This window comes from Microbispora oryzae (assembly GCF_017896165.1).
Taxonomy (GTDB): Bacteria; Actinomycetota; Actinomycetes; order Streptosporangiales; family Streptosporangiaceae; genus Microbispora; species Microbispora oryzae.
The window spans coordinates 43,452-60,013 of sequence record NZ_JAFCNB010000001.1 but is presented as its reverse complement, the minus strand read 5'-3'; the positions used below and the strand labels follow the sequence as shown (position 1 = coordinate 60,013).

Here is a 16,562-nt window from a genome sequence, read left to right as displayed (position 1 = left end):
GGGCCCGGGCGGGGAGGGGGATCTATCCTTGAACGGGGCGACAGGGAGAGGCACGATGCGGATCGCGGAGCTGAGCAGGCGTACGGGCGTGCCGATCCCGACGATCAAGTACTACACGCGCGAGGGCCTGGTCCCGCCCGGCGAGCGGACCGGTCCCAACCAGGCGCGGTACGACGAGACGCACGTGCGTCGGCTGAAGCTCGCGCGGGCCCTCGTCGAGGTCGGCGGGCTGTCGATCGCCTCGGCCCGGGAGGTGCTCACGCTGATGTCCGGGCCCGGCCTGTCCACGCTGGAGACCCTGGGCAAGGCGCAGTACGCCCTGACGCCGCGCAAGGAGCGCACCGAGGACGAGACGTGGCGGCGGGCCGCGGCCGAGGTGGACGCGATCGTCAGCGAGCGCGGCTGGCAGGTGCGGGAGTCCAATCCCGCCCGTGGCACGCTGATCGACGCGCTGGCCACGCTGCGCCGGCTCGGCCACGACGACTTCTTCGAGATCCTCGGGCCGTACGCGGAGGCGGCCGAGCGCCTCGCCGCCGACGAGGTGAAGCTGCTGATGCGCCGCGGCGATCTGGAGGGCGTGCTGGAGGGCCTGGTCGTGTGGACGGCGCTGGGGGAGACGGTCCTGGCCTCGCTGCGGCTGCTGGCCGAGGAGGCCGAGGCCACCCGCGTGTTCGGAGCCTTCTGAGCGGCCCCACGCGGCCCCCGCGCGTGGCGGGCCGGTCAGGAAGGCCCGTTCGCGGCTCGTTCCGATGCGCGTCCGCGCACCGACTCCCGGTAGCCTCGTGGACGACAACATGAAGACGGGGTCGCGGGCAAAGGAGACATCGGTGTCAGGTCTGGTCGTCGCCATGGACGGTCCTTCGGGGTCGGGCAAGTCGAGCGCCTCTCGCGGCGTCGCCCGCGCGCTCGGCCTGCGATACCTCGACACCGGTGCCATGTACCGCGCGGTGACCTGGTGGATGCTGCGGCGGGACGTCGACGTCGCCGACGCGGCCGCCGTCGCGGCCCTGGCGGGCGAGCCCGTGCTGGCCCTGAGCACCGACCCCGACGCCCCCGGGATCACCGTGGACGGCGTGGACGTGTCGGGGCCCATCAGGGGCGCCGAGGTCACCGGCTCCGTCTCCGCGGTCAGCGCGGTCCCCGAGGTCCGCACGCGCCTGGTCGACCTGCAGCGGCAGATCATCGCCGAGTCCCTCCCCGGCGGCGGCATCGTGGTCGAGGGCCGCGACATCGGCACGGTGGTGGCTCCGGACGCCCCGGTCAAGGTCTTCCTCACCGCGAGCGCGGAGGCCCGGGCCCACCGCCGTACGGCGGAGCTGACCGGGACGAGCGTGGAGGCGCAGCGGGCGGCGATGGCCCGGCGTGACACGCTCGACTCCACCCGGGCGACCGACCCGCTGGCGAAGGCCGCGGACGCGGTGGAGCTGGACACCACGCCACTGGACCTCGACGAGGTGATCGCCGAGGTGCTGCGGCTCGTCAAGGAGCGGAGCTGACGCGGCCTCCGCGTCCCGTTCTCCGGCCCCGGGGTGGCCGGCACGGTTCGAGCCCGGTCCGCCGGGACCGGGAAAGAGGAAGTAGCCGATGAGGCAGGGTATGGACGTGGCGGGGGAGTACGACGACTACGCGGACGACGACGGCTGGATCGAGGCCGAGCTCTCCGGGCTGACCGGTGAGGGGGCCGAGGCGGAGCCCGGCGAGGGGCCGGATTCCGGGCCGCTGCCGGTCGTCGCGGTGGTCGGCCGCCCCAACGTCGGCAAGTCGACGCTGGTCAACCGGATCATCGGCCGCCGCGAGGCGGTCGTCGAGGACGTTCCGGGCGTCACCCGCGACCGGGTCACCTACGAGGCGACCTGGCGGGGCCGCAGGTTCACGCTGGTCGACACCGGCGGATGGGATCCGGACGCGAGCGGGATGGCGCTGCGCATCGCCGAGCAGGCGCAGATCGCCGCAGAGCTGGCCGACGTGATCCTCTTCGTGGTGGACGCGAGCGTCGGCGTGACCGACTCCGACGAGGCGGTCGGCGCGGTCCTGCGGCGCTCGGGCAAGCCGGTCGTGCTCGCCGCCAACAAGGTCGACAACCAGCAGATGGAGCTGGAGGCCGCCGGGCTCTGGTCGCTCGGCCTCGGTGAGCCCTACCCTGTCTCGGCCCTGCACGGCCGGGCGAGCGGCGACCTGCTCGACATCGTGCTGGACGCGCTGCCCTCGACGCCGCCGCAGACGTTCGGGGGGCAGGGCGGCCCGCGCCGGGTCGCCCTTCTCGGCAGGCCCAACGTCGGCAAGTCGTCGCTGCTCAACCGCGTGGCGGGCGAGGAGCGGGTGCTCGTCGACCCGATGGCGGGCACCACCCGCGACCCGGTCGACGAGCTGGTCGAGCTGGGCGGGCGCACCTACCGCTTCATCGACACGGCCGGCATCCGCAGGCGGGACCGCGAGCTCAAGGGCGCAGACTTCTACGCGGCCATGCGCACCCGGGCCGCCCTGGAGCGCTCGGAGGTGGCGGTCGTGCTGATCGACGCCTCCGAGGTGCTGACCGAGCAGGACCTGCGGATCATCGGGCTGGTCATCGAGTCGGGCCGGGCCATGGTCGTCGCGTTCAACAAGTGGGACATGGTCGACGAGGACCGGCGCTACTACCTGGAGAAGGAGATCGACCGGCAGCTCGTCCGCACGCCGTGGGCCCTGCGGGTGAACATCTCGGCCAAGACCGGGCGGCACGTCGAGAAGCTGACCCCCGCCATCGAGCGGGCCCTGGAGTCGTGGGGCACCCGGGTGCCGACGGCGCGGCTCAACCAGTTCCTCACCGATCTGGTGCACGCCACCCCGCCGCCGGTGCGCGGCGGCAAGCAGCCGAAGATCCTTTTCGCCACGCAGGCGTCGACCGAGCCGCCGAAGTTCGTGCTGTTCACCTCCGGCTTCCTGGAGGAGACCTACCGGCGCTTCCTGGAGCGGCGGATCCGCGAGGAGTTCGGCTTCGCCGGGTCGCCGATCGAGGTCACCATGAAGATCCGGGAGAAGCGGAAGAAGAAGTAGCCGGGGGCTCGGGGACGCGCGGCCGGAGGCTCCGTGGTAGGGCCCGCCCTACCATGGAGACTGCCGGTCACGGGATCGATCGGCGAAGGGCCGCTCAATAGCGTGGACGCCATGAGACGCATCCTCCGGCGACTGACCGGCGACACGGTCTACCTGCTCGTCGGGTTCCCCCTGGCCGTCATCGCGTTCTGCCTCGTCGTGACGGGCCTGTCGGCCGGTGCCGGGCTTCTGGTCGTCTGGGTGGGGGTGCCCGTCCTCGCGCTCACCGTGCTCGTGGCCCGCGGCATGGGCGACGTCGAGCGGGCCCGCCTCCGCGGCGTCCTCGGCGTCGACCTTGTGCGGCCGCGCTACCCCCGGTCGCCGTCCGGCGCGGGCTGGTTCCGCCGCATGCTGACCCCGCTGGCCGGCGGGCAGCCGTGGCTGGACACCCTGCACGCCCTGGTCGCCTTCCCGGTCGCGACCGCCACCTTCTGCCTGAGCCTCGTCTGGTGGGCCGTCGCGATCTCCGGCCTGACCTACCCCGTGTACGGGTGGTTCTTCTCCGAGATACCGGACAACCACGGGCTGCCGGAACTGCTGGGGCTCGGCCGGGGATACGCGATCGACAGCGTCTTCTACGTCCTGCTTGGCGCGGTGGCCGCGCTGACGCTCTACCCGGCCGTACGGGCCTGCGCGGTGCTGCAGGCGTCCCTGGCCAGGGCTCTGCTGACCGGCGTCGCCCAGCTCCAGGAGCGGATCGACGACCTCACCGAGGGCCGCGACGCCGCCGCCCACGCCGAGGCGAACGCCCTGCGCCGGCTTGAGCGCGACATCCACGACGGGCCGCAGCAGCGGCTGGTGCACCTCGCGATGGAGCTGTCCCGGGCCCAGCGCGAGCTGGGCCGCGACGCCGCGGCGGCGCGCGAGACGATCGGACAGGCCATCACCGCCACCCGGGAGACGCTCGACGAGCTGCGGGCGCTGTCGCGCGGCATCGCCCCGCCCATCCTGGCCGACCGCGGCCTCCCGTCCGCGCTGGCCGCGCTCGTGAGCCGCTGCACCGTCCCGGTGGAGCTCGACGTGCAGACCCTCGAGCGCTACCCCGCCCTGGTCGAGAACACGGTGTACTTCGTCACGGCGGAGGCGCTGACCAACGTGGCCAAGCACAGCAGGGCCACCTCGTGCCGGGTCACGCTCACCAGGATCGGCGACACGCTGCTCCTGATGATCGGCGACGACGGGGTCGGCGGCGCGCACGTCGCCAAGGGACACGGCCTGTCCGGCCTGGCCGACCGGCTGAGGGTCGTCGAGGGGGAGCTGACGGTGAGCTCGCCCGCCGGAGGCCCCACGATGATCACAGCGGAGGTTCCGTGCGGGTAGTGGTGGCCGACGACGCCGTCCTGATCAGGGAGGGCCTGGTCCGCCTCCTGGAGGAGTTCGGCTGCGAGGTGGTGGCGACGGCCGGTACCGGAGAGGAGCTGGTGGAGGCCGTCCTCGCCCACCGGCCCGACGTGTCCGTCGTCGACGTGCGCATGCCGCCCAGCTTCACCGACGAGGGACTGCGGGCGGCGGTGGAAATCAGGCGCCGGGTCCCCGGCGCGCCAGTGATGATCCTCTCGCAGTACGTCGAGGTCTCCTACGCCGACGACCTGCTGGCCGACGCCCGGGGCGCGGTCGGCTACCTGCTGAAGGACCGCGTGGTGGACGTCGAGGAGTTCATGGACGGCCTGCGCCGGGTGCGGGCCGGGGGGACCGTCTTCGACCCCCAGGTCGTCGCGCAGCTCATGGTGCGCCGCCGCCGCGACGACCCCCTCGCGTCGCTGACGCCGAGGGAGCGGGAGGTGCTCGCGCTGATGGCCGAGGGGAAGTCCAACCCCGCCATCGGCCGCCGCCTCGTCGTCACGGAGGGCGCGGTGGAAAAGCACATCCGCGCCATCTTCGCCAAGCTGGGGCTCTACGCCGACGACGCCGACCAGCACCGCAGGGTGCTCGCCGTACTGGCCTACCTGCGCTCCTGAACCCGGGCGGGACGCGCGGCGGGGGCCGCCGCGCCGGAGGTCCGGGAGGCGCCGGGCAGGGCGGCGGCCGCGGCGGCGCCCAGCAGGCACAGCCCCGCCGTGATCAGGAAGATCTCGCTGTACTCGGTGTGCAGCGCCTCGGTGACCCGGCCGGCGTACGCCGCCAGCCTGCGCGCGTACTCCACGGCGTCCACGCCGAACGGCAGGGGAGTGTCGAGGGTCGCGGTGAGCGACTGGAACCGGTGGAAGCCCCAGGCGGACAGCGCCGCCACGCCGAGCAGCATGCCCATCGTCCGGGTCACCACGACCGACGCCGACACCACTCCGTGCCGGCCGGGCGGCACCACGCGCAGGGCGGCCGACGAGACGGGGGCGATCACCGCGCCCAGGCCGAGCCCGGCCGTCACCAGACCGGCGTCCATGAGAGGGCCCGCCGGGTCGGCGGGCAACCGCGAGATCACCAGGTAGCCCACGGCGGCGACGGCCATGCCCCCCACCGCCACCGGCCGATCGCCGAACCGGCGGGCCGCCACTCCGCCGGCGAACGCCGCCACGGCCAGCGCCGCGAGGAACCGGGTGAGGACCAGCGCGCCGCCCAGGGCGTCCCTGCCCATCAGCGTCTGCGCGAGGAGCTGCACGTCGACCAGCGTGACCAGCAGGGCCGTCCCGGCGAGCAGGCTGACCGCCAGCGCGGCCAGCAACGGCCGCCGGGCCACACCGGTCAGGTCGAGCAGCCGCACGGGGGAGCGGATCTCCCGGACGGTGAACAGCACGCCGGCCGCCACTCCCGCGATCAGGCACGGCGGCCCCCACGGCGGGAGCACCGACCGGTCGGGCGCCGGGTTGTACAGTCCGGCCACCAGCAGGCCGAGGGTCACCGCGAGCAGCGCCCCGCCCGCGACGTCGATCCCGGCACGCTCAGCCGTCTCGCCCGTTTCGCGCGCGGTGTCCGTCCCGCCCGGCGTGCCTGGCGCACCGTCCCGGGCCGCAGCTTCCGGCCGCCCGCCGGGGACCGCGAGCCGGACGGCCACCGCCGCGGCGAGCGCGAGCGGGAGATTGATCCAGAAGATCCACCGCCATCCCGCCAGGGCCGCCACCCCCGCGCCGTACAGGGGGCCGAGCACGCTGCCGAGCTCCTGGGCGGCGCCCACCGCCCCCAGCGCCACCGGCCGGGCCCGCTCGTCCCACAGGTCGCCCACGAGGGCCATCGTGACGGGCAGCAGCGCGCCGCCCGCCACTCCCTGCAGGGCCCGCCCGGCGACCAGCGTGGGCACGTCCCCGGCCAGCGCGGTGACGAGCGAGCCCGCGGCGAAGCCGGCCAGGCAGGCCAGGATCAGCGCCCTCCGGCCGTACCGGTCGGACAGCCGGCCGAGCAGCGGCATGGCCGCGACGTAGCCGAGCAGGAACCCGGTGACGACGGGCGTCGCGCGCTCCAGATGGTTGACCGGCACCGCCACGTCACGGGCCACATCCACGAGCACGGTCACGACGACGTACGCGTCGAGCGCGGCGAGCAGGACGGCGGCGCCGCCGACGCCCAGCGCCACCCTCCTCGCGGGCGTCCCGGTCACGAGGCCGGAGGAGTGATCGTCACGGGCGCGTCGTAGTCGCGCAGGTTCGCCAGGACCGAGCCTCCGGTGAGCGGCAGGTCGATGCGGGCCACGCGGGCGGTGGCCCGGTCGATCCAGACAGTGCCCCGCACGCTCTGCCCGACGCCCGGAACGAGCGTGGCCAGCGAGCGCTGGGGCAGGGTCACCGCGACCCGGTACGCGTCGCCGCCGCCCACCTGCTCCACCGCCTCCGTACGGGCGTCCTGGGCGGCCGACAGCAGCCCGGGCACTCCGGTGAGCACGGCGGACGGGTCGTAGAGCGCGGTGAGCTGCGCCCGGCTCATGGTCTGGAAGCCGCCGGTCGGGCCCTTGAAGCGCACCGTGTCGCCGACGACGACGAACTCGAACTCCTGAAGGCCCATCAGCTCCACCTGGAGCCTTCCCTTGGCGTCGCCCTGCCGGGTCAGGCTCCCCTCGGCGTGCCGCACCGGGACGGCCGGGCGGTCCTTCGCGTCGAGGGTGAAGGCGACGGTCTTGACCGTCCGCATCGCCTCGGCGGATTTCCTCAGCAGGTCGGGACCCGCGGGCAGGTCCCCGCCGGTCGAGCCGCACGCCGTCACGAGCAGCAGGGCGGCCGTGACCAGCCAGGCGAATGTCTTCACAGCCGGATCGTAGCGAGGGGGCCGCCGGCGCAGGCGGAACCGGGCGAATCCGCGTTGCCCGGCACTCCCAGGCGGGGCGTGCCTACCGGGCGGGGCGGATGGCCTGGAGGTGCGCGATGATCGGCTTGTAGATCTCCTCCAGCGCCGTCACCTGCTCGGGGGTCATCAGCTCGATGAAGTGACTGCGCACGCTGAAAACGTGACCGGGCGCCACCTTCTGTATCGTCGTCCACCCGTGGTCGGTGAGCACGGCGAACGTCCCACGCCTGTCGTCCTCGCAGTTCATCCTGGTCACCAGGCCCGCGGCCTCCATGCGGGAGATCTGGTGGGACAGCCTGCTGCGGGACTGGATGGTGGCGTCGGCCAGCTCGCTCATCCGCATGCGATGGTCGGGGCTCTCGGAGAGATTGACCAGGATCTCGTAGTCGTTCAGCGACAGCCCGGAATCCTGCAGGTCGCGATCGAGTTGGTGGGAGAGCAGCCGGTGCGCGGCGAGATGCGCTCGCCAGGCACGCTGCTCCTGCGGGCTCAGCCAGCGGGGGTCGTCCATGGTGACCAGCATAAGATCGCACTGGCTGCGCGGAGCGAACGGGAGCGGTGATGGACGGTAGCGGAGGCGACCGGAACGGCGGGAACGGCGGGAACGGGGGAGAGAGCCTCGGCACCGTCGTCGTCGCCGGTGCGGCGAACCTGCTGATCGCGCTGGCCAAGCTGGTCGCCGGCCTCCTGAGCTCGTCGTCGTCGATGCTGTCGGAGGCCGCGCACTCGGCCGCCGACACCGTCACCGAGGTGCTGCTGTTCACCGCGATCCGGCACGGTGAGCGGCCGGCCGACCGGCGCCATCCCCTGGGCCACGGGCGGGCCAGCTACCTGTGGGCCATCGTCGCGGCCTGCTGCACCCTCGTCGTGGGCGCCGGCTTCTCGCTCACCCACGGCTGGCAGACCATCGCGCACGGCGAGGAGCTGGGCGACGTCCTCGTGTCGTACGTCGTCCTCGGGGTGTCCTTCGCGATCGAGTCGGTCTCCCTGTGGCGGGGCCTGACACAGTTACGCCAGGAGGCGCGGCGCTGGGACGTCAGCCCGCACCGCATGCTGGCCCGCACCTCGGACACCATGCTGAAGGCCGTGGTGATGGAGGATGTGGCGGCCCTGGCCGGCATCGTGACGGCGGGCGCCGGGCTCGCCCTGTCCGAGCTCACCGGTACGGCCGTCTGGGACGGCGCGGCCTCCATCGTGATCGGGCTGCTGCTGCTCTGGGTGGCGCTCACCCTGATCCGTACGAACGCCTCCCTGCTGATCGGCCAGTCGGCGCCCGCGGCGATGGAGGAGGCGATCCTGGCGGAGCTGAACGATCAGCCGGAGGTCGAGGGAGTGGTCGACCTCGTCACCGTCCTGATGGGACCGGGGCAGATCATGGTCGCCGCGAAGATCGATTTTCTCGACGAGACCACCGGGGAGCGGCTGGAGATCGCGTCCGACCAGGTCGAGCGCCGCCTGACCGAGCGCTTCCCTGAGATCACCCAGGTGTTCCTCGACCCCACCCCCGGCCGGTCAGCCGCCAAGGAGGTGTAGCTTGGCCGGCTCGTCGGTGATGGCCGTGCCGACGACCGTCCCGGTGGCCCACTCGGTGAGGTGACGCCCCTTCCATTCGAGCGGGCCCGCCTGGTCGAGCGGCAGCTCGGACAGGTCCACCTCGCGCAGCCGGTCCAGCGACAGCTCTCCCCGCTTGACCAGTGCCTCCTTGCGTACCCACTGCCGGATGAGCCCGCGGTTGTCGCGGCCCACGATCTCCGCCTCCGCGCTGGTCAGCGAGAGCGTCATCAGGTGCCTGTCAGCCGGTCCGCCGGTGGCGTGCTCGGCGTCCACCCCCACCCGTCCCTCGCCCGCGACCGCGCACACGTACCCCGACGTGTGGGCCAGGCTGATCGACAGGCCGGGCACCTCGGCGAGCCGGGGCCGCCCGTGGGCCCCGCCGCACTGGCCGCAGCGCTGCACGACGGTCAGGTCCCGGGCGTCGGCACCGAGCAGTTCGGCGGCGCAGTGCCGGACGAGCAGGTGCGCCGCCACGAAGTCGAGCCGGTCGAGGTCCCGGGTGAAGCGGCCGGCGCGCTCCCGCTCCTCCGCCGTCAGCGTGCCGCCGACCACGTCGAGCACCTCGTCGGTGTAGCCGGCCACGGCCAGTGGGGGGCGCACGCCCCCGACTCTAGGAGACCGATGTGACGATCAAGTGAACTGGGGGTCGCCGGTCGTCGCGCGGGAGGATCGTTCCACGCGGGGCGAAGGCCGGACGAAAGTCGGCACGGAAATCCCATCGATGGCATGAGAACCCTTGACGACGTGTCACGACCGCTGTTGCCTGGGGAAACAGGCTTCGCGCCCGGCCGGTCAGGGCCGGGTGGAAGACGGGACCTCCAAGCCGGAAGCCCCTGGAAGGCGGTGTCCATGCTGATAGGGACGATCTTGCAGAGTAAGGGAACGGCCGTGGCGACCGTTCCGCCCCAGGCGACGGTCGCGGAACTGCTCGCCCGGCTCGCCGAGCTCAACATCGGCGCGGTGGTGGTGTCGGACGACGGGCTGACCATCGCCGGCATCGTGTCGGAACGCGACGTCGTGCGGAGTCTGCACGTGCGAGGGGCCGGAATCCTCACCGAGCCCGTTTCCTCCATCATGACCTCGGATGTGCGGACCTGCACCACGGACGCGAACGTGGAGGAGCTGCGCCGGACGATGACCAACCACCGGGTGCGGCACGTCCCCGTCATGCGCGACGGCCACCTGGCCGGCATCGTCAGCATCGGCGACGTGGTGAAGAGCACCATCGAGGAGCTCGAGACCGAGAAGGAGGCCCTGGTCGGCTACCTGCACGGATGACCCGCGACAGGCGGCCGGGGCCGTCCTAGACTCGGTGGCGTGAAGCTCAAGCTGGATCTCCACGACATCTACAACAAGGGCAGCGAGATCGACCGGGCGCTGCACGGCATCATCAAGGAGGCCGTACGCGTCAAGGCGACCCAGGTTGAGATCATCCCCGGCAAGGGCTCCGGCCAGCTCAAGAAGAAGGTGCTGCGCTTCCTGGAGCAGAAGGAGATCAAAGCGCTCTACCACCGGATCGACAAGGACGCCAAGAACCACGGCCGCCTGTTCGTCTACTTCCAGTGGAAGTAAGAGTGTGTTCGAGAAGGGTCGATATCGGTCTGCGCATCTCGCCGCCGTGACCACCGTCAGGTCGCGATCATGACTGGGTGCCCCGCGAACGCCGCTATCCCTCCGACCTGACCGACGCCCAATGGGCGCTGGTCGAGCCGCTGCTCCCCGCACCGAACACGGGAGGACGGCCGGAGAAGCATGCGCGCCGGGACATCGTGGACGCCATCTTGTACGTGGCGCGGACGGGCTGTGCCTGGTGGCAACTGCCGTTCCACTTCCCGCCCTGGCAGACCATGTACTGGTACTTCGTCCGCTGGGAAGAAGCCGAAGTAACCGAGCAGATGCTCACCGCGCTGCGGCGCCGTCTCCGGGTGGCGCGGGGGCGAGCCGGGAAGCCATGGGGATCACCGGCTCCCAGAGCGTTAAGGGCGCCGACAGCGGTATGTCATCGGCCCAGCCGGCGAATTAGCCGTTCTCAAACACCCACTCAGGGAACTACAGGTGCGCACGGGAAAGCGCGGAAAGCTGCCGCATCGGCTGTCCGTATGCGTCAGCATCTTCGACGACCAGTCATTGTTCGATATCGCGGTTCAAGGGGGATACCTCGTGCCGCGGCCACGTCTTGGGCAAGTCCCCGAATCGATGTCTCCGAAGGCGGCGGAGAACTACTTCAACGAGCTGTGTCAACGGTCGCGCGATCATGGCGGAGAACTCCTGGCGCTGGCGATACGGGAATTCTTCCATCGAGATCATGTCCGATACTTCCCGATCTCGTCCATCGGCTTCTATGCCGATCCCCGCGTGGGGTTCGATCCGTCCGATTCGGTGAACGCACGCGTCGATGATGGTGGAGAGAACAGGATCCGCGGCGGTTTGCGGCCCGTCAACCTTCTCGAATCGATCCTGTGGATTCAGGCTCCCTATTTGGAATAGAGGGTGTCTGAAAAGTGGTGTTTAGGTGGCTGGTCGGGGCTGGGAGTTGTGAAGCTCTCATCAGATCGGGGCCGGCTCGGCGGCCCGCCGGGCCAGGGCCGGTCCGGCGATCGTCTACCGCATTTACCCCGTTGCGGGATTTATCGACGTTTCCCTGCCGTGTCCGCGACGATCTCATGGTCCGTGATCGACCTAGGCCTGGGTAGTGTGACCTAAGGGTTGATGTCTCGACCACGGAGGGGCCGCGGCCATGGTCGACAATTGGGAAGTCAAGCGCGAGCTGGCCGACGCGATCAACGACCACGACGTGCATCGGATGCTCGATCTCTTTACCGAGAACGCCGTCTTCGTCTCTCCCGTGGGACTGGCGGAGGGGCGCGACGAGATCGTGTGGATCTTTGAGCAGTTCTTCAAGGGATTTCCGGACCTCCGCCTGACGGTGTGGTACGAGGCCACCGGCACCGACAATCCCCTGGTGGTCGAATGGACGGGCACCGGTACGCACACCGGGCCGTTCCTCCTGCCCGACGGCCAGGTGTTGGAGGCGACCGGCCGCCGCATCGCTCTGCGCGGCACCTGCGCCTCGTTCGTCGAGAACGGAAAGATCGCCACGCACCGGGAGTACTTCGACCAGCTGGAGTTGTACACCCAGCTCGGCCTGCACCTGTCAAGGGACGATCCGGCGCCCGTATAGCCACCGCGGCTGATCGCCTCCTAGAGATCGAGCGCCATCGTGGCGAGGTGGCGGGCGATGGCGTTGGTGTCGGTGGCCTCCACGTTGCTGAGCACGACCACCTGGATGTCGTCGTGGGGCAGGTACATGTTGCTGGCCGCGTAGCCCGGGAGAAGACCGGGGTGATACCGGAGCAGGTGTCCCTGGAGCCGGTCGTCGAGCCAGCCGAAGGAGTACGCGCTGGACGGCAGGTTGAGGCAGCCCTTGGGCGGGCACGGCGCCTGCGGTGTGAACGCCTGCTTGACGGTGGCCGGCGGCGCGACGTCGAAGTCGCCGAACGCCTGGTCCCAGGTGACGAGGTCGTCGGTGGTGGAGTAGATGCCGGTCGCGGAGAACGCCTCGGATCCGACGAACGGCGGGGCCGGCGATCCGACCTTGAAATAGCCCTTCGCGTACCCCTTGGGCGGATACCACCTGCTGTAGCCGGTGTCCTCGAGGCCCAGCGGGCAGGTGATCAGGTCGCACAGCACGGTGCCGTACGGGTCGTCCGTCACGGACTGGATGATCGCCCCGGCCAGGATGTAGCCCGAGTTGCTGTATTTCCAGCTGGTGCCGGGCGGGAAGTCCAGCGGCTTGTCCACGAATCGCGCGATGAGCCTCCGAGTGGTGGTCGGTTCCGAGAGCCTGGCGTAGAAATCCGGAAATCCCTGGATATCGGGGATGCCGGAGGTGTGGTTGACGATCTCCCGGATCGTGATGGGCTCCCAGTCGGCCGGGCAACTGGAGATGTATTCCGGGACGAGGTAAGGGCAGATCGGGTCGTCCAGTTCGAGCAGCCCCCGGTCGCGCAGTTTGAGCACGAGCATGGAGGTGAACTGTTTGGTGACCGAGGCGAGCCGGTAGACCGTGCCGGGCCGGTTGGGGATGTGCCTCGCCTCGTCGGCCTCGCCGGCGGCGAAACGCACCAGCACCTCACCGTCGCGTACGGCCAGCACCGAGCCGGTGAACTTGTTCTTCGCGGCCAGGTCCTGGAGGTACGCCCGCATCGCCGCGGAGATCTGATCGCGCCGCCCCGGCGGCAGGCCCTGGTGACTGTGCGGATCGGCCTTCGTCCGCGTCAGGGCGCTCTGATCGTTGTGGGGATTCGCGGTCGCGCTCGTCTGCTGCGAGTCGTACGGCAGGGCGCGTGAATCCGTTCCGCCCTTCTGCCCCGGCGTGAGGACAAGCGTGACGTTGCGCAGCAGGTGCTGAAGTTCGCGCTGCCGCTCACGAGCCAGCTCCCGCTGCCCGGCGCGGTGCCTGCCGCGGTGCCCGGCGTGATGCCGACGGCCCGGGTGATCGCCGCCGTGGCCGGTCACCACGGCGTCTCCGGCGGACGCGGCGACGGCGGGGGTCTCCACGGGTATGGCACCACCGGTCAGCGCGGCGCTGAGCGCGACGAACCCGACAACAATAGGGCGTTTGGCCATTTTCTCCCCCATGGAATGCACCGCTGTCCCGAAATCGCGCCATTCGGCGGAATCGAGTGAGTGCCGTACGAGAACGTCCGGCGGTTCATCCTTCCGGGGGTTGCTTTCGCCAGCCGGTGCGACAAGCGGCGATCGACGCGTTTTTCCTTCCGCATATCCCTTTGTTAGTGCTGCTGGGAGCCGCCTCCGTGAAATATCGGCGAAATAGCAGCCGTTTCCGGAATCGAGCGCCCGTCGCCGTGAGCGGGACGGCGGGATGAAGACCGCTCAGAGCTTGCGGTAGCCGCGGGCCTCCTCGGCCGCCGCGATCACGCCGTCGAGCGAGGCGCCGCCGCCCGCCGCGACCACGGCCGAGATGGCGCCTTCGAGGAACGGCACATCCGCGATCACCACCGACCCCGGCGTCTCCATCAGCCGGGCGGTCAGCACCGAGCTGCCGAGATCCGGGATGAGCACGACGCCGTCGCCACGGTCCACCTCCTTGATGGCCGCCGCGATGCGGTCGGAGCTGGTGCCGAGGCCGCCGTCGTCGGTGCCGCCCGCCGCCGCGAGCGGCACCTGGGCGCCGCCGATCTGCCGGGCCAGTGCCGCCGCCTCGGCGGCGAGCCCGGCACTGTGTGAGATGAGTACGATCCCAACCATTCGGTCTTCCTGAAGCTCGTTCGGCATAATCGAATAGTGATCCAGTCGGTGGAGCGCGCCGCGCTCATCCTGCGGGCCCTCGGGTCAGGCGCCCCCCGGCTCGGCGTCACCGAGATCGCCGAGCGGGTCGGGCTCGCCAAGCCCACCGTGCACGGGCTGCTGCGCACGCTCGCCGCCTGTGAACTGGTGGTTCAGGACGCCGACACCGGTAAGTACGCGCTCGGCCCTGCCGTGCTGCAGCTCGGCAACGCCTACCTCGACGGGTCCGAGCTGCGCGCGAGAAGCCTGCTGTGGGCCGGGTCGCTCGCCGAGCGCGTCAACGAGGCGGTCTGGGTCGGCACGCTCTCCGGCAGCCGGGTGATCGTCCTGCACCACGTGTTCCGGCCCGACGACGTCGTCCAGATCCTGGAGGTGGGTGCGGCGATCCCGTGGCACGCCTGCGCGCTCGGGCACGCCATCGTGGCGCACGACCCACGCCGGGAGGAACTGCTGGCCGGGGAGCTCGTCCCGCTCACCGGGCTCACCAGGACCTCTCGCCCCGACCTCGAACGGGCCCTCGCCGCGGTGAGGGAGGACGGATACGCGATCGAGGACCAGGAGGCCGCGCTCGGCGACGCGGGGATCGCCGCGCCCGTCTTCGGCCGGGACGGGTCGGTCGCGGGCGCTGTCGGGGCGATCGGTCCGGCCGAACGGCTGCTGGACCGCGAACGGCGCGAAGACGTCGCGCGGGCCGTGCGGGAGACCGCCCGCGCCGTCTCGCGCGACCTGGGCGCGCCCCGCTCGGCGGGTCATCGGGACCCGGCGGCCTTCAGCGCGCCGATGATGAGCGCCGACGACGCGGCGCCCGGATCCTCATGGCCCACACTGCGCGGGCCGAGGTAGCTGGCTCTGCCCTTGCGCGCCTGCAGCGGGACCGTCGCCTTGGCGCCCTCCTCGGCCGCGGCGGCGGCCGCCCCGAGCGCCTCCCCGGCCGCCAGCCCGTCCCGCACGGCCTGGGCCAGCGCCCGGGCCGCCGGCGCTAGCGCGTCGACCATGGTCTTGTCGCCCTCGGCGGCCGCCCCCAGCCGCCGTACGCCCGCGAGCGCCGCGTCGAGGGCGGTGCCGAGCTCGGCGAGGTCCACCTCCGGCCGGTCGCCGAACTGCTTGCCCATCTCCCGGAAGGCCGTGCCGTAGAGGGGGCCGGACGCGCCGCCGACCTTGCGGATCAGCGTGGAACCGACCAGGACGAGGAGCGCGCCCGGCGTCGCCGGGCTCGCGGCGGCCAGCGCCTCGCGGGCCGCCGCGAACCCCCGGTCGAGGTTGGCTCCGTGGTCGGCGTCGCCGATGGCGGCGTCGAGCTGGGTGAGGTGATCGCGCTGCGCGCTGACCACGGCGGCGATCTCCTCTATCCAGGCGGCGAAGAACTGGGTGTTCACCAGGGCACTCCAGACGTTCGGTAGCGGTTCAGCGGCCCCAGCGCAGCGCGGGCGTCTCCACCGGGGCGTCCCAGAGCCTGGTCAGCTCGTCCGTGAGCGAGCAGGTCGTCACCGAGAAGCCTTGCATGTCCAGGCTCGTCACGTAGTTGCCGACCAGGCGCCGGGAGAGCGTGGCGCCCTTCTCCTCCAGGTACGCGGCCACCTCCGCGAAGACGATGTAGAGCTCCAGCAGCGGGGTGCCGCCCATGCCGTTGACCAGCACGAGCGTGTCGCCCGACAGGGGCAGGTCGTCGTTCACGGCGTCCATGGCGGTCCGGACGATCTCCCTGGCCTCCCGGAGCGGCGCGCGGGTGCGGCCGGGCTCGCCGTGGATGCCGATGCCGAGCTCGATCTCGCCCTCGCCCAGCTCGAAGGTGGGCTTGCCCGCGGCGGGGACGGTGACGGAGCTGAGGGCGACGCCGAAGGACCGGCTGCGGTCGTTGACCTCCCGCGCGACCCGGGCCACGTCGGCCAGCGGCGCGCCGGTCTCGGCGAGGGCCCCGGCGATCTTCTCGACGAACAGCGTCGCTCCGGTGCCGCGGCGGCCAGCGGTGTAGAGGGAGTCCTGAACGGCGACGTCGTCGTTGACCAGCACGGTGGCCACCTCGACGCCCTCGTCGCCGCTGAGTTCGGCGGCCATCTGGAAGTTCAGCACGTCGCCGGTGTAGTTCTTGACGATGTGGAGCACGCCCGCGCCGCCGTCCACGCCGTTGGTGGCCTCGATGAGCTGGTCCGGCACCGGGGAGGTGAAGACCTCGCCGGGGCAGGCGGCGTCGAGCATGCCGTATCCGACGAATCCGGCGTGCAAAGGCTCGTGTCCCGAGCCGCCTCCGGAGACCAGGCCGACCTTGCCCGGGCGCGGCGCGTCCGCGCGGAAGACCACCTTGTCGGCGACGTTCACCCGGAGCGAGGGGTGCGCCGCGGCCAGGCCGCGCAGCGCGTCCGTGACGACCGTGTCGACACTGTTGATGAGCTTCTTCATGGTGCCGTCCTCACTGTGAC

19 protein-coding genes and 1 pseudogene are annotated in these 16,562 nt (G+C 71.5%); 12 read left to right on the top strand and 8 right to left on the bottom strand.

Going from position 1 to position 16,562, the window contains the following annotated elements; translation table 11 throughout:
• Positions 1 to 55 precede the first annotated feature (55 nt).
• The 5 genes from JOL79_RS00280 (at position 56) to JOL79_RS00260 (ending at position 5,030) form a co-directional block, all read left to right on the top strand.
• On the top strand, positions 56 to 685 hold the full coding sequence (locus JOL79_RS00280) for a MerR family transcriptional regulator (RefSeq protein WP_210153555.1): 630 nt from the start codon (positions 56 to 58) through the stop codon (positions 683 to 685).
• Between the two features lie 109 nt (positions 686 to 794).
• Complete coding sequence (gene cmk / locus JOL79_RS00275) at positions 795 to 1,496, top strand: (d)CMP kinase (protein WP_210154134.1); 702 nt, start codon at positions 795 to 797, stop codon at positions 1,494 to 1,496.
• Positions 1,497 to 1,584: 88 nt separating this feature from the next.
• Complete coding sequence (der, locus tag JOL79_RS00270; protein ID WP_210153554.1) at positions 1,585 to 3,033, top strand: ribosome biogenesis GTPase Der; 1,449 nt, start codon at positions 1,585 to 1,587, stop codon at positions 3,031 to 3,033.
• Positions 3,034 to 3,144: 111 nt separating this feature from the next.
• Positions 3,145 to 4,392: a sensor histidine kinase gene (locus tag JOL79_RS00265; RefSeq protein WP_210153553.1), complete on the top strand. Its 1,248-nt coding sequence runs from the start codon at positions 3,145 to 3,147 to the stop codon at positions 4,390 to 4,392.
• The gene (locus JOL79_RS00260) at positions 4,383 to 5,030 is read left to right on the top strand and encodes a response regulator transcription factor (protein ID WP_210153552.1); all 648 of its coding nucleotides are present in this window, start codon (positions 4,383 to 4,385) and stop codon (positions 5,028 to 5,030) included. Before JOL79_RS00265 ends, JOL79_RS00260 begins: the two co-directional genes overlap by 10 nt.
• Here the strand turns inward: JOL79_RS00260 and JOL79_RS00255 are convergent.
• The 3 genes from JOL79_RS00255 to JOL79_RS00245 form a co-directional block, all read right to left on the bottom strand.
• Entirely contained in the window at positions 5,015 to 6,601 is a 1,587-nt protein-coding gene (locus JOL79_RS00255; RefSeq protein WP_210153551.1) for an MFS transporter, read from the bottom strand. The two genes, JOL79_RS00260 and JOL79_RS00255, sit on opposite strands and share 16 nt — an antisense overlap.
• Entirely contained in the window at positions 6,598 to 7,242 is a 645-nt protein-coding gene (locus tag JOL79_RS00250; protein WP_210153550.1) for an LppX_LprAFG lipoprotein, read from the bottom strand. The genes JOL79_RS00255 and JOL79_RS00250 overlap by 4 nt, the downstream gene beginning before the upstream one ends.
• An 82-nt stretch (positions 7,243 to 7,324) precedes the next feature.
• Positions 7,325 to 7,792 (bottom strand): MarR family winged helix-turn-helix transcriptional regulator, encoded by a 468-nt coding sequence (locus JOL79_RS00245; RefSeq protein WP_210153549.1) that lies wholly within the window; start codon positions 7,790 to 7,792, stop codon positions 7,325 to 7,327.
• 50 nt (positions 7,793 to 7,842) lie between these two features.
• Between JOL79_RS00245 and JOL79_RS00240 the strand changes: the two genes are divergently transcribed.
• A complete protein-coding gene (locus tag JOL79_RS00240; protein WP_210153548.1) occupies positions 7,843 to 8,814 on the top strand; it encodes a cation diffusion facilitator family transporter in 972 nt (323 codons plus the stop codon).
• On the opposite strand, the gene JOL79_RS00235 is transcribed toward JOL79_RS00240, so the two are convergent.
• Positions 8,794 to 9,435: a 4'-phosphopantetheinyl transferase family protein gene (locus JOL79_RS00235; protein WP_210153547.1), complete on the bottom strand. Its 642-nt coding sequence runs from the start codon at positions 9,433 to 9,435 to the stop codon at positions 8,794 to 8,796. The genes JOL79_RS00240 and JOL79_RS00235 overlap by 21 nt on opposite strands.
• Positions 9,436 to 9,684: 249 nt before the next feature.
• Between JOL79_RS00235 and JOL79_RS00230 the strand changes: the two genes are divergently transcribed.
• The 5 genes and pseudogenes from JOL79_RS00230 to JOL79_RS00215 all read left to right on the top strand — a co-directional run bounded on the left by JOL79_RS00230 (position 9,685) and on the right by JOL79_RS00215 (position 12,016).
• Positions 9,685 to 10,113, top strand: coding sequence for a CBS domain-containing protein (locus JOL79_RS00230; protein ID WP_210153546.1), 429 nt, complete (start codon positions 9,685 to 9,687; stop codon positions 10,111 to 10,113).
• 39 nt (positions 10,114 to 10,152) lie between these two features.
• Complete coding sequence (locus tag JOL79_RS00225; protein ID WP_210153545.1) at positions 10,153 to 10,407, top strand: Smr/MutS family protein; 255 nt, start codon at positions 10,153 to 10,155, stop codon at positions 10,405 to 10,407.
• Positions 10,408 to 10,484: 77 nt separating this feature from the next.
• Positions 10,485 to 10,721, top strand: a pseudogene (locus JOL79_RS35730) (transposase); the annotation flags it as partial.
• Positions 10,722 to 10,890: 169 nt separating this feature from the next.
• Entirely contained in the window at positions 10,891 to 11,322 is a 432-nt protein-coding gene (locus JOL79_RS33580; RefSeq protein WP_230983992.1) for a hypothetical protein, read from the top strand.
• Positions 11,323 to 11,572: 250 nt separating this feature from the next.
• Complete coding sequence (locus JOL79_RS00215) at positions 11,573 to 12,016, top strand: ester cyclase (protein ID WP_210153543.1); 444 nt, start codon at positions 11,573 to 11,575, stop codon at positions 12,014 to 12,016.
• A 20-nt stretch (positions 12,017 to 12,036) separates the two neighbouring features.
• Here JOL79_RS00215 and JOL79_RS00210 read toward each other — a convergent pair whose 3' ends face one another.
• Together JOL79_RS00210 and JOL79_RS00205 are read right to left on the bottom strand one after the other, a co-directional pair.
• Entirely contained in the window at positions 12,037 to 13,464 is a 1,428-nt protein-coding gene (locus JOL79_RS00210; protein ID WP_210153542.1) for a serine hydrolase domain-containing protein, read from the bottom strand.
• A 267-nt stretch (positions 13,465 to 13,731) separates the two neighbouring features.
• Complete coding sequence (locus JOL79_RS00205; RefSeq protein ID WP_210153541.1) at positions 13,732 to 14,106, bottom strand: PTS-dependent dihydroxyacetone kinase phosphotransferase subunit DhaM; 375 nt, start codon at positions 14,104 to 14,106, stop codon at positions 13,732 to 13,734.
• A 36-nt stretch (positions 14,107 to 14,142) separates the two neighbouring features.
• Here JOL79_RS00205 and JOL79_RS00200 point away from each other — a divergent pair, with 36 nt between their 5' ends.
• A complete protein-coding gene (locus JOL79_RS00200; RefSeq protein ID WP_307848198.1) occupies positions 14,143 to 14,988 on the top strand; it encodes an IclR family transcriptional regulator in 846 nt (281 codons plus the stop codon).
• On the opposite strand, the gene dhaL is transcribed toward JOL79_RS00200, so the two are convergent.
• Entirely contained in the window at positions 14,895 to 15,521 is a 627-nt protein-coding gene (gene dhaL, locus JOL79_RS00195; RefSeq protein WP_307848196.1) for a dihydroxyacetone kinase subunit DhaL, read from the bottom strand. The two genes, JOL79_RS00200 and dhaL, sit on opposite strands and share 94 nt — an antisense overlap.
• 28 nt (positions 15,522 to 15,549) lie before the next feature.
• Positions 15,550 to 16,542, bottom strand: a complete 993-nt coding sequence (gene dhaK, locus JOL79_RS00190) for a dihydroxyacetone kinase subunit DhaK (RefSeq protein WP_210153540.1) — start codon at positions 16,540 to 16,542, stop codon at positions 15,550 to 15,552.
• Positions 16,543 to 16,562: the final 20 nt, after the last annotated feature.

What these genes read in the sequence shown, in the direction of transcription:
- JOL79_RS00240 (WP_210153548.1), top strand. Translation starts at nt 7,843, where the DNA reads ATGGACGGTAGCGGAGGCGACCGGAACGGCGGGAACGGCGGGAACGGG.
- cmk (WP_210154134.1), top strand. Translation starts at nt 795, where the DNA reads ATGAAGACGGGGTCGCGGGCAAAGGAGACATCGGTGTCAGGTCTGGTC.
- JOL79_RS00245 (WP_210153549.1), bottom strand. Translation starts at nt 7,792, where the DNA reads ATGGACGACCCCCGCTGGCTGAGCCCGCAGGAGCAGCGTGCCTGGCGA.
- JOL79_RS00215 (WP_210153543.1), top strand. Translation starts at nt 11,573, where the DNA reads ATGGTCGACAATTGGGAAGTCAAGCGCGAGCTGGCCGACGCGATCAAC.
- dhaK (WP_210153540.1), bottom strand. Translation starts at nt 16,542, where the DNA reads ATGAAGAAGCTCATCAACAGTGTCGACACGGTCGTCACGGACGCGCTG.
- JOL79_RS00210 (WP_210153542.1), bottom strand. Translation starts at nt 13,464, where the DNA reads ATGGCCAAACGCCCTATTGTTGTCGGGTTCGTCGCGCTCAGCGCCGCG.
- JOL79_RS00205 (WP_210153541.1), bottom strand. Translation starts at nt 14,106, where the DNA reads ATGGTTGGGATCGTACTCATCTCACACAGTGCCGGGCTCGCCGCCGAG.
- der (WP_210153554.1), top strand. Translation starts at nt 1,585, where the DNA reads ATGAGGCAGGGTATGGACGTGGCGGGGGAGTACGACGACTACGCGGAC.
- JOL79_RS00265 (WP_210153553.1), top strand. Translation starts at nt 3,145, where the DNA reads ATGAGACGCATCCTCCGGCGACTGACCGGCGACACGGTCTACCTGCTC.
- JOL79_RS00280 (WP_210153555.1), top strand. Translation starts at nt 56, where the DNA reads ATGCGGATCGCGGAGCTGAGCAGGCGTACGGGCGTGCCGATCCCGACG.
- JOL79_RS00230 (WP_210153546.1), top strand. Translation starts at nt 9,685, where the DNA reads ATGCTGATAGGGACGATCTTGCAGAGTAAGGGAACGGCCGTGGCGACC.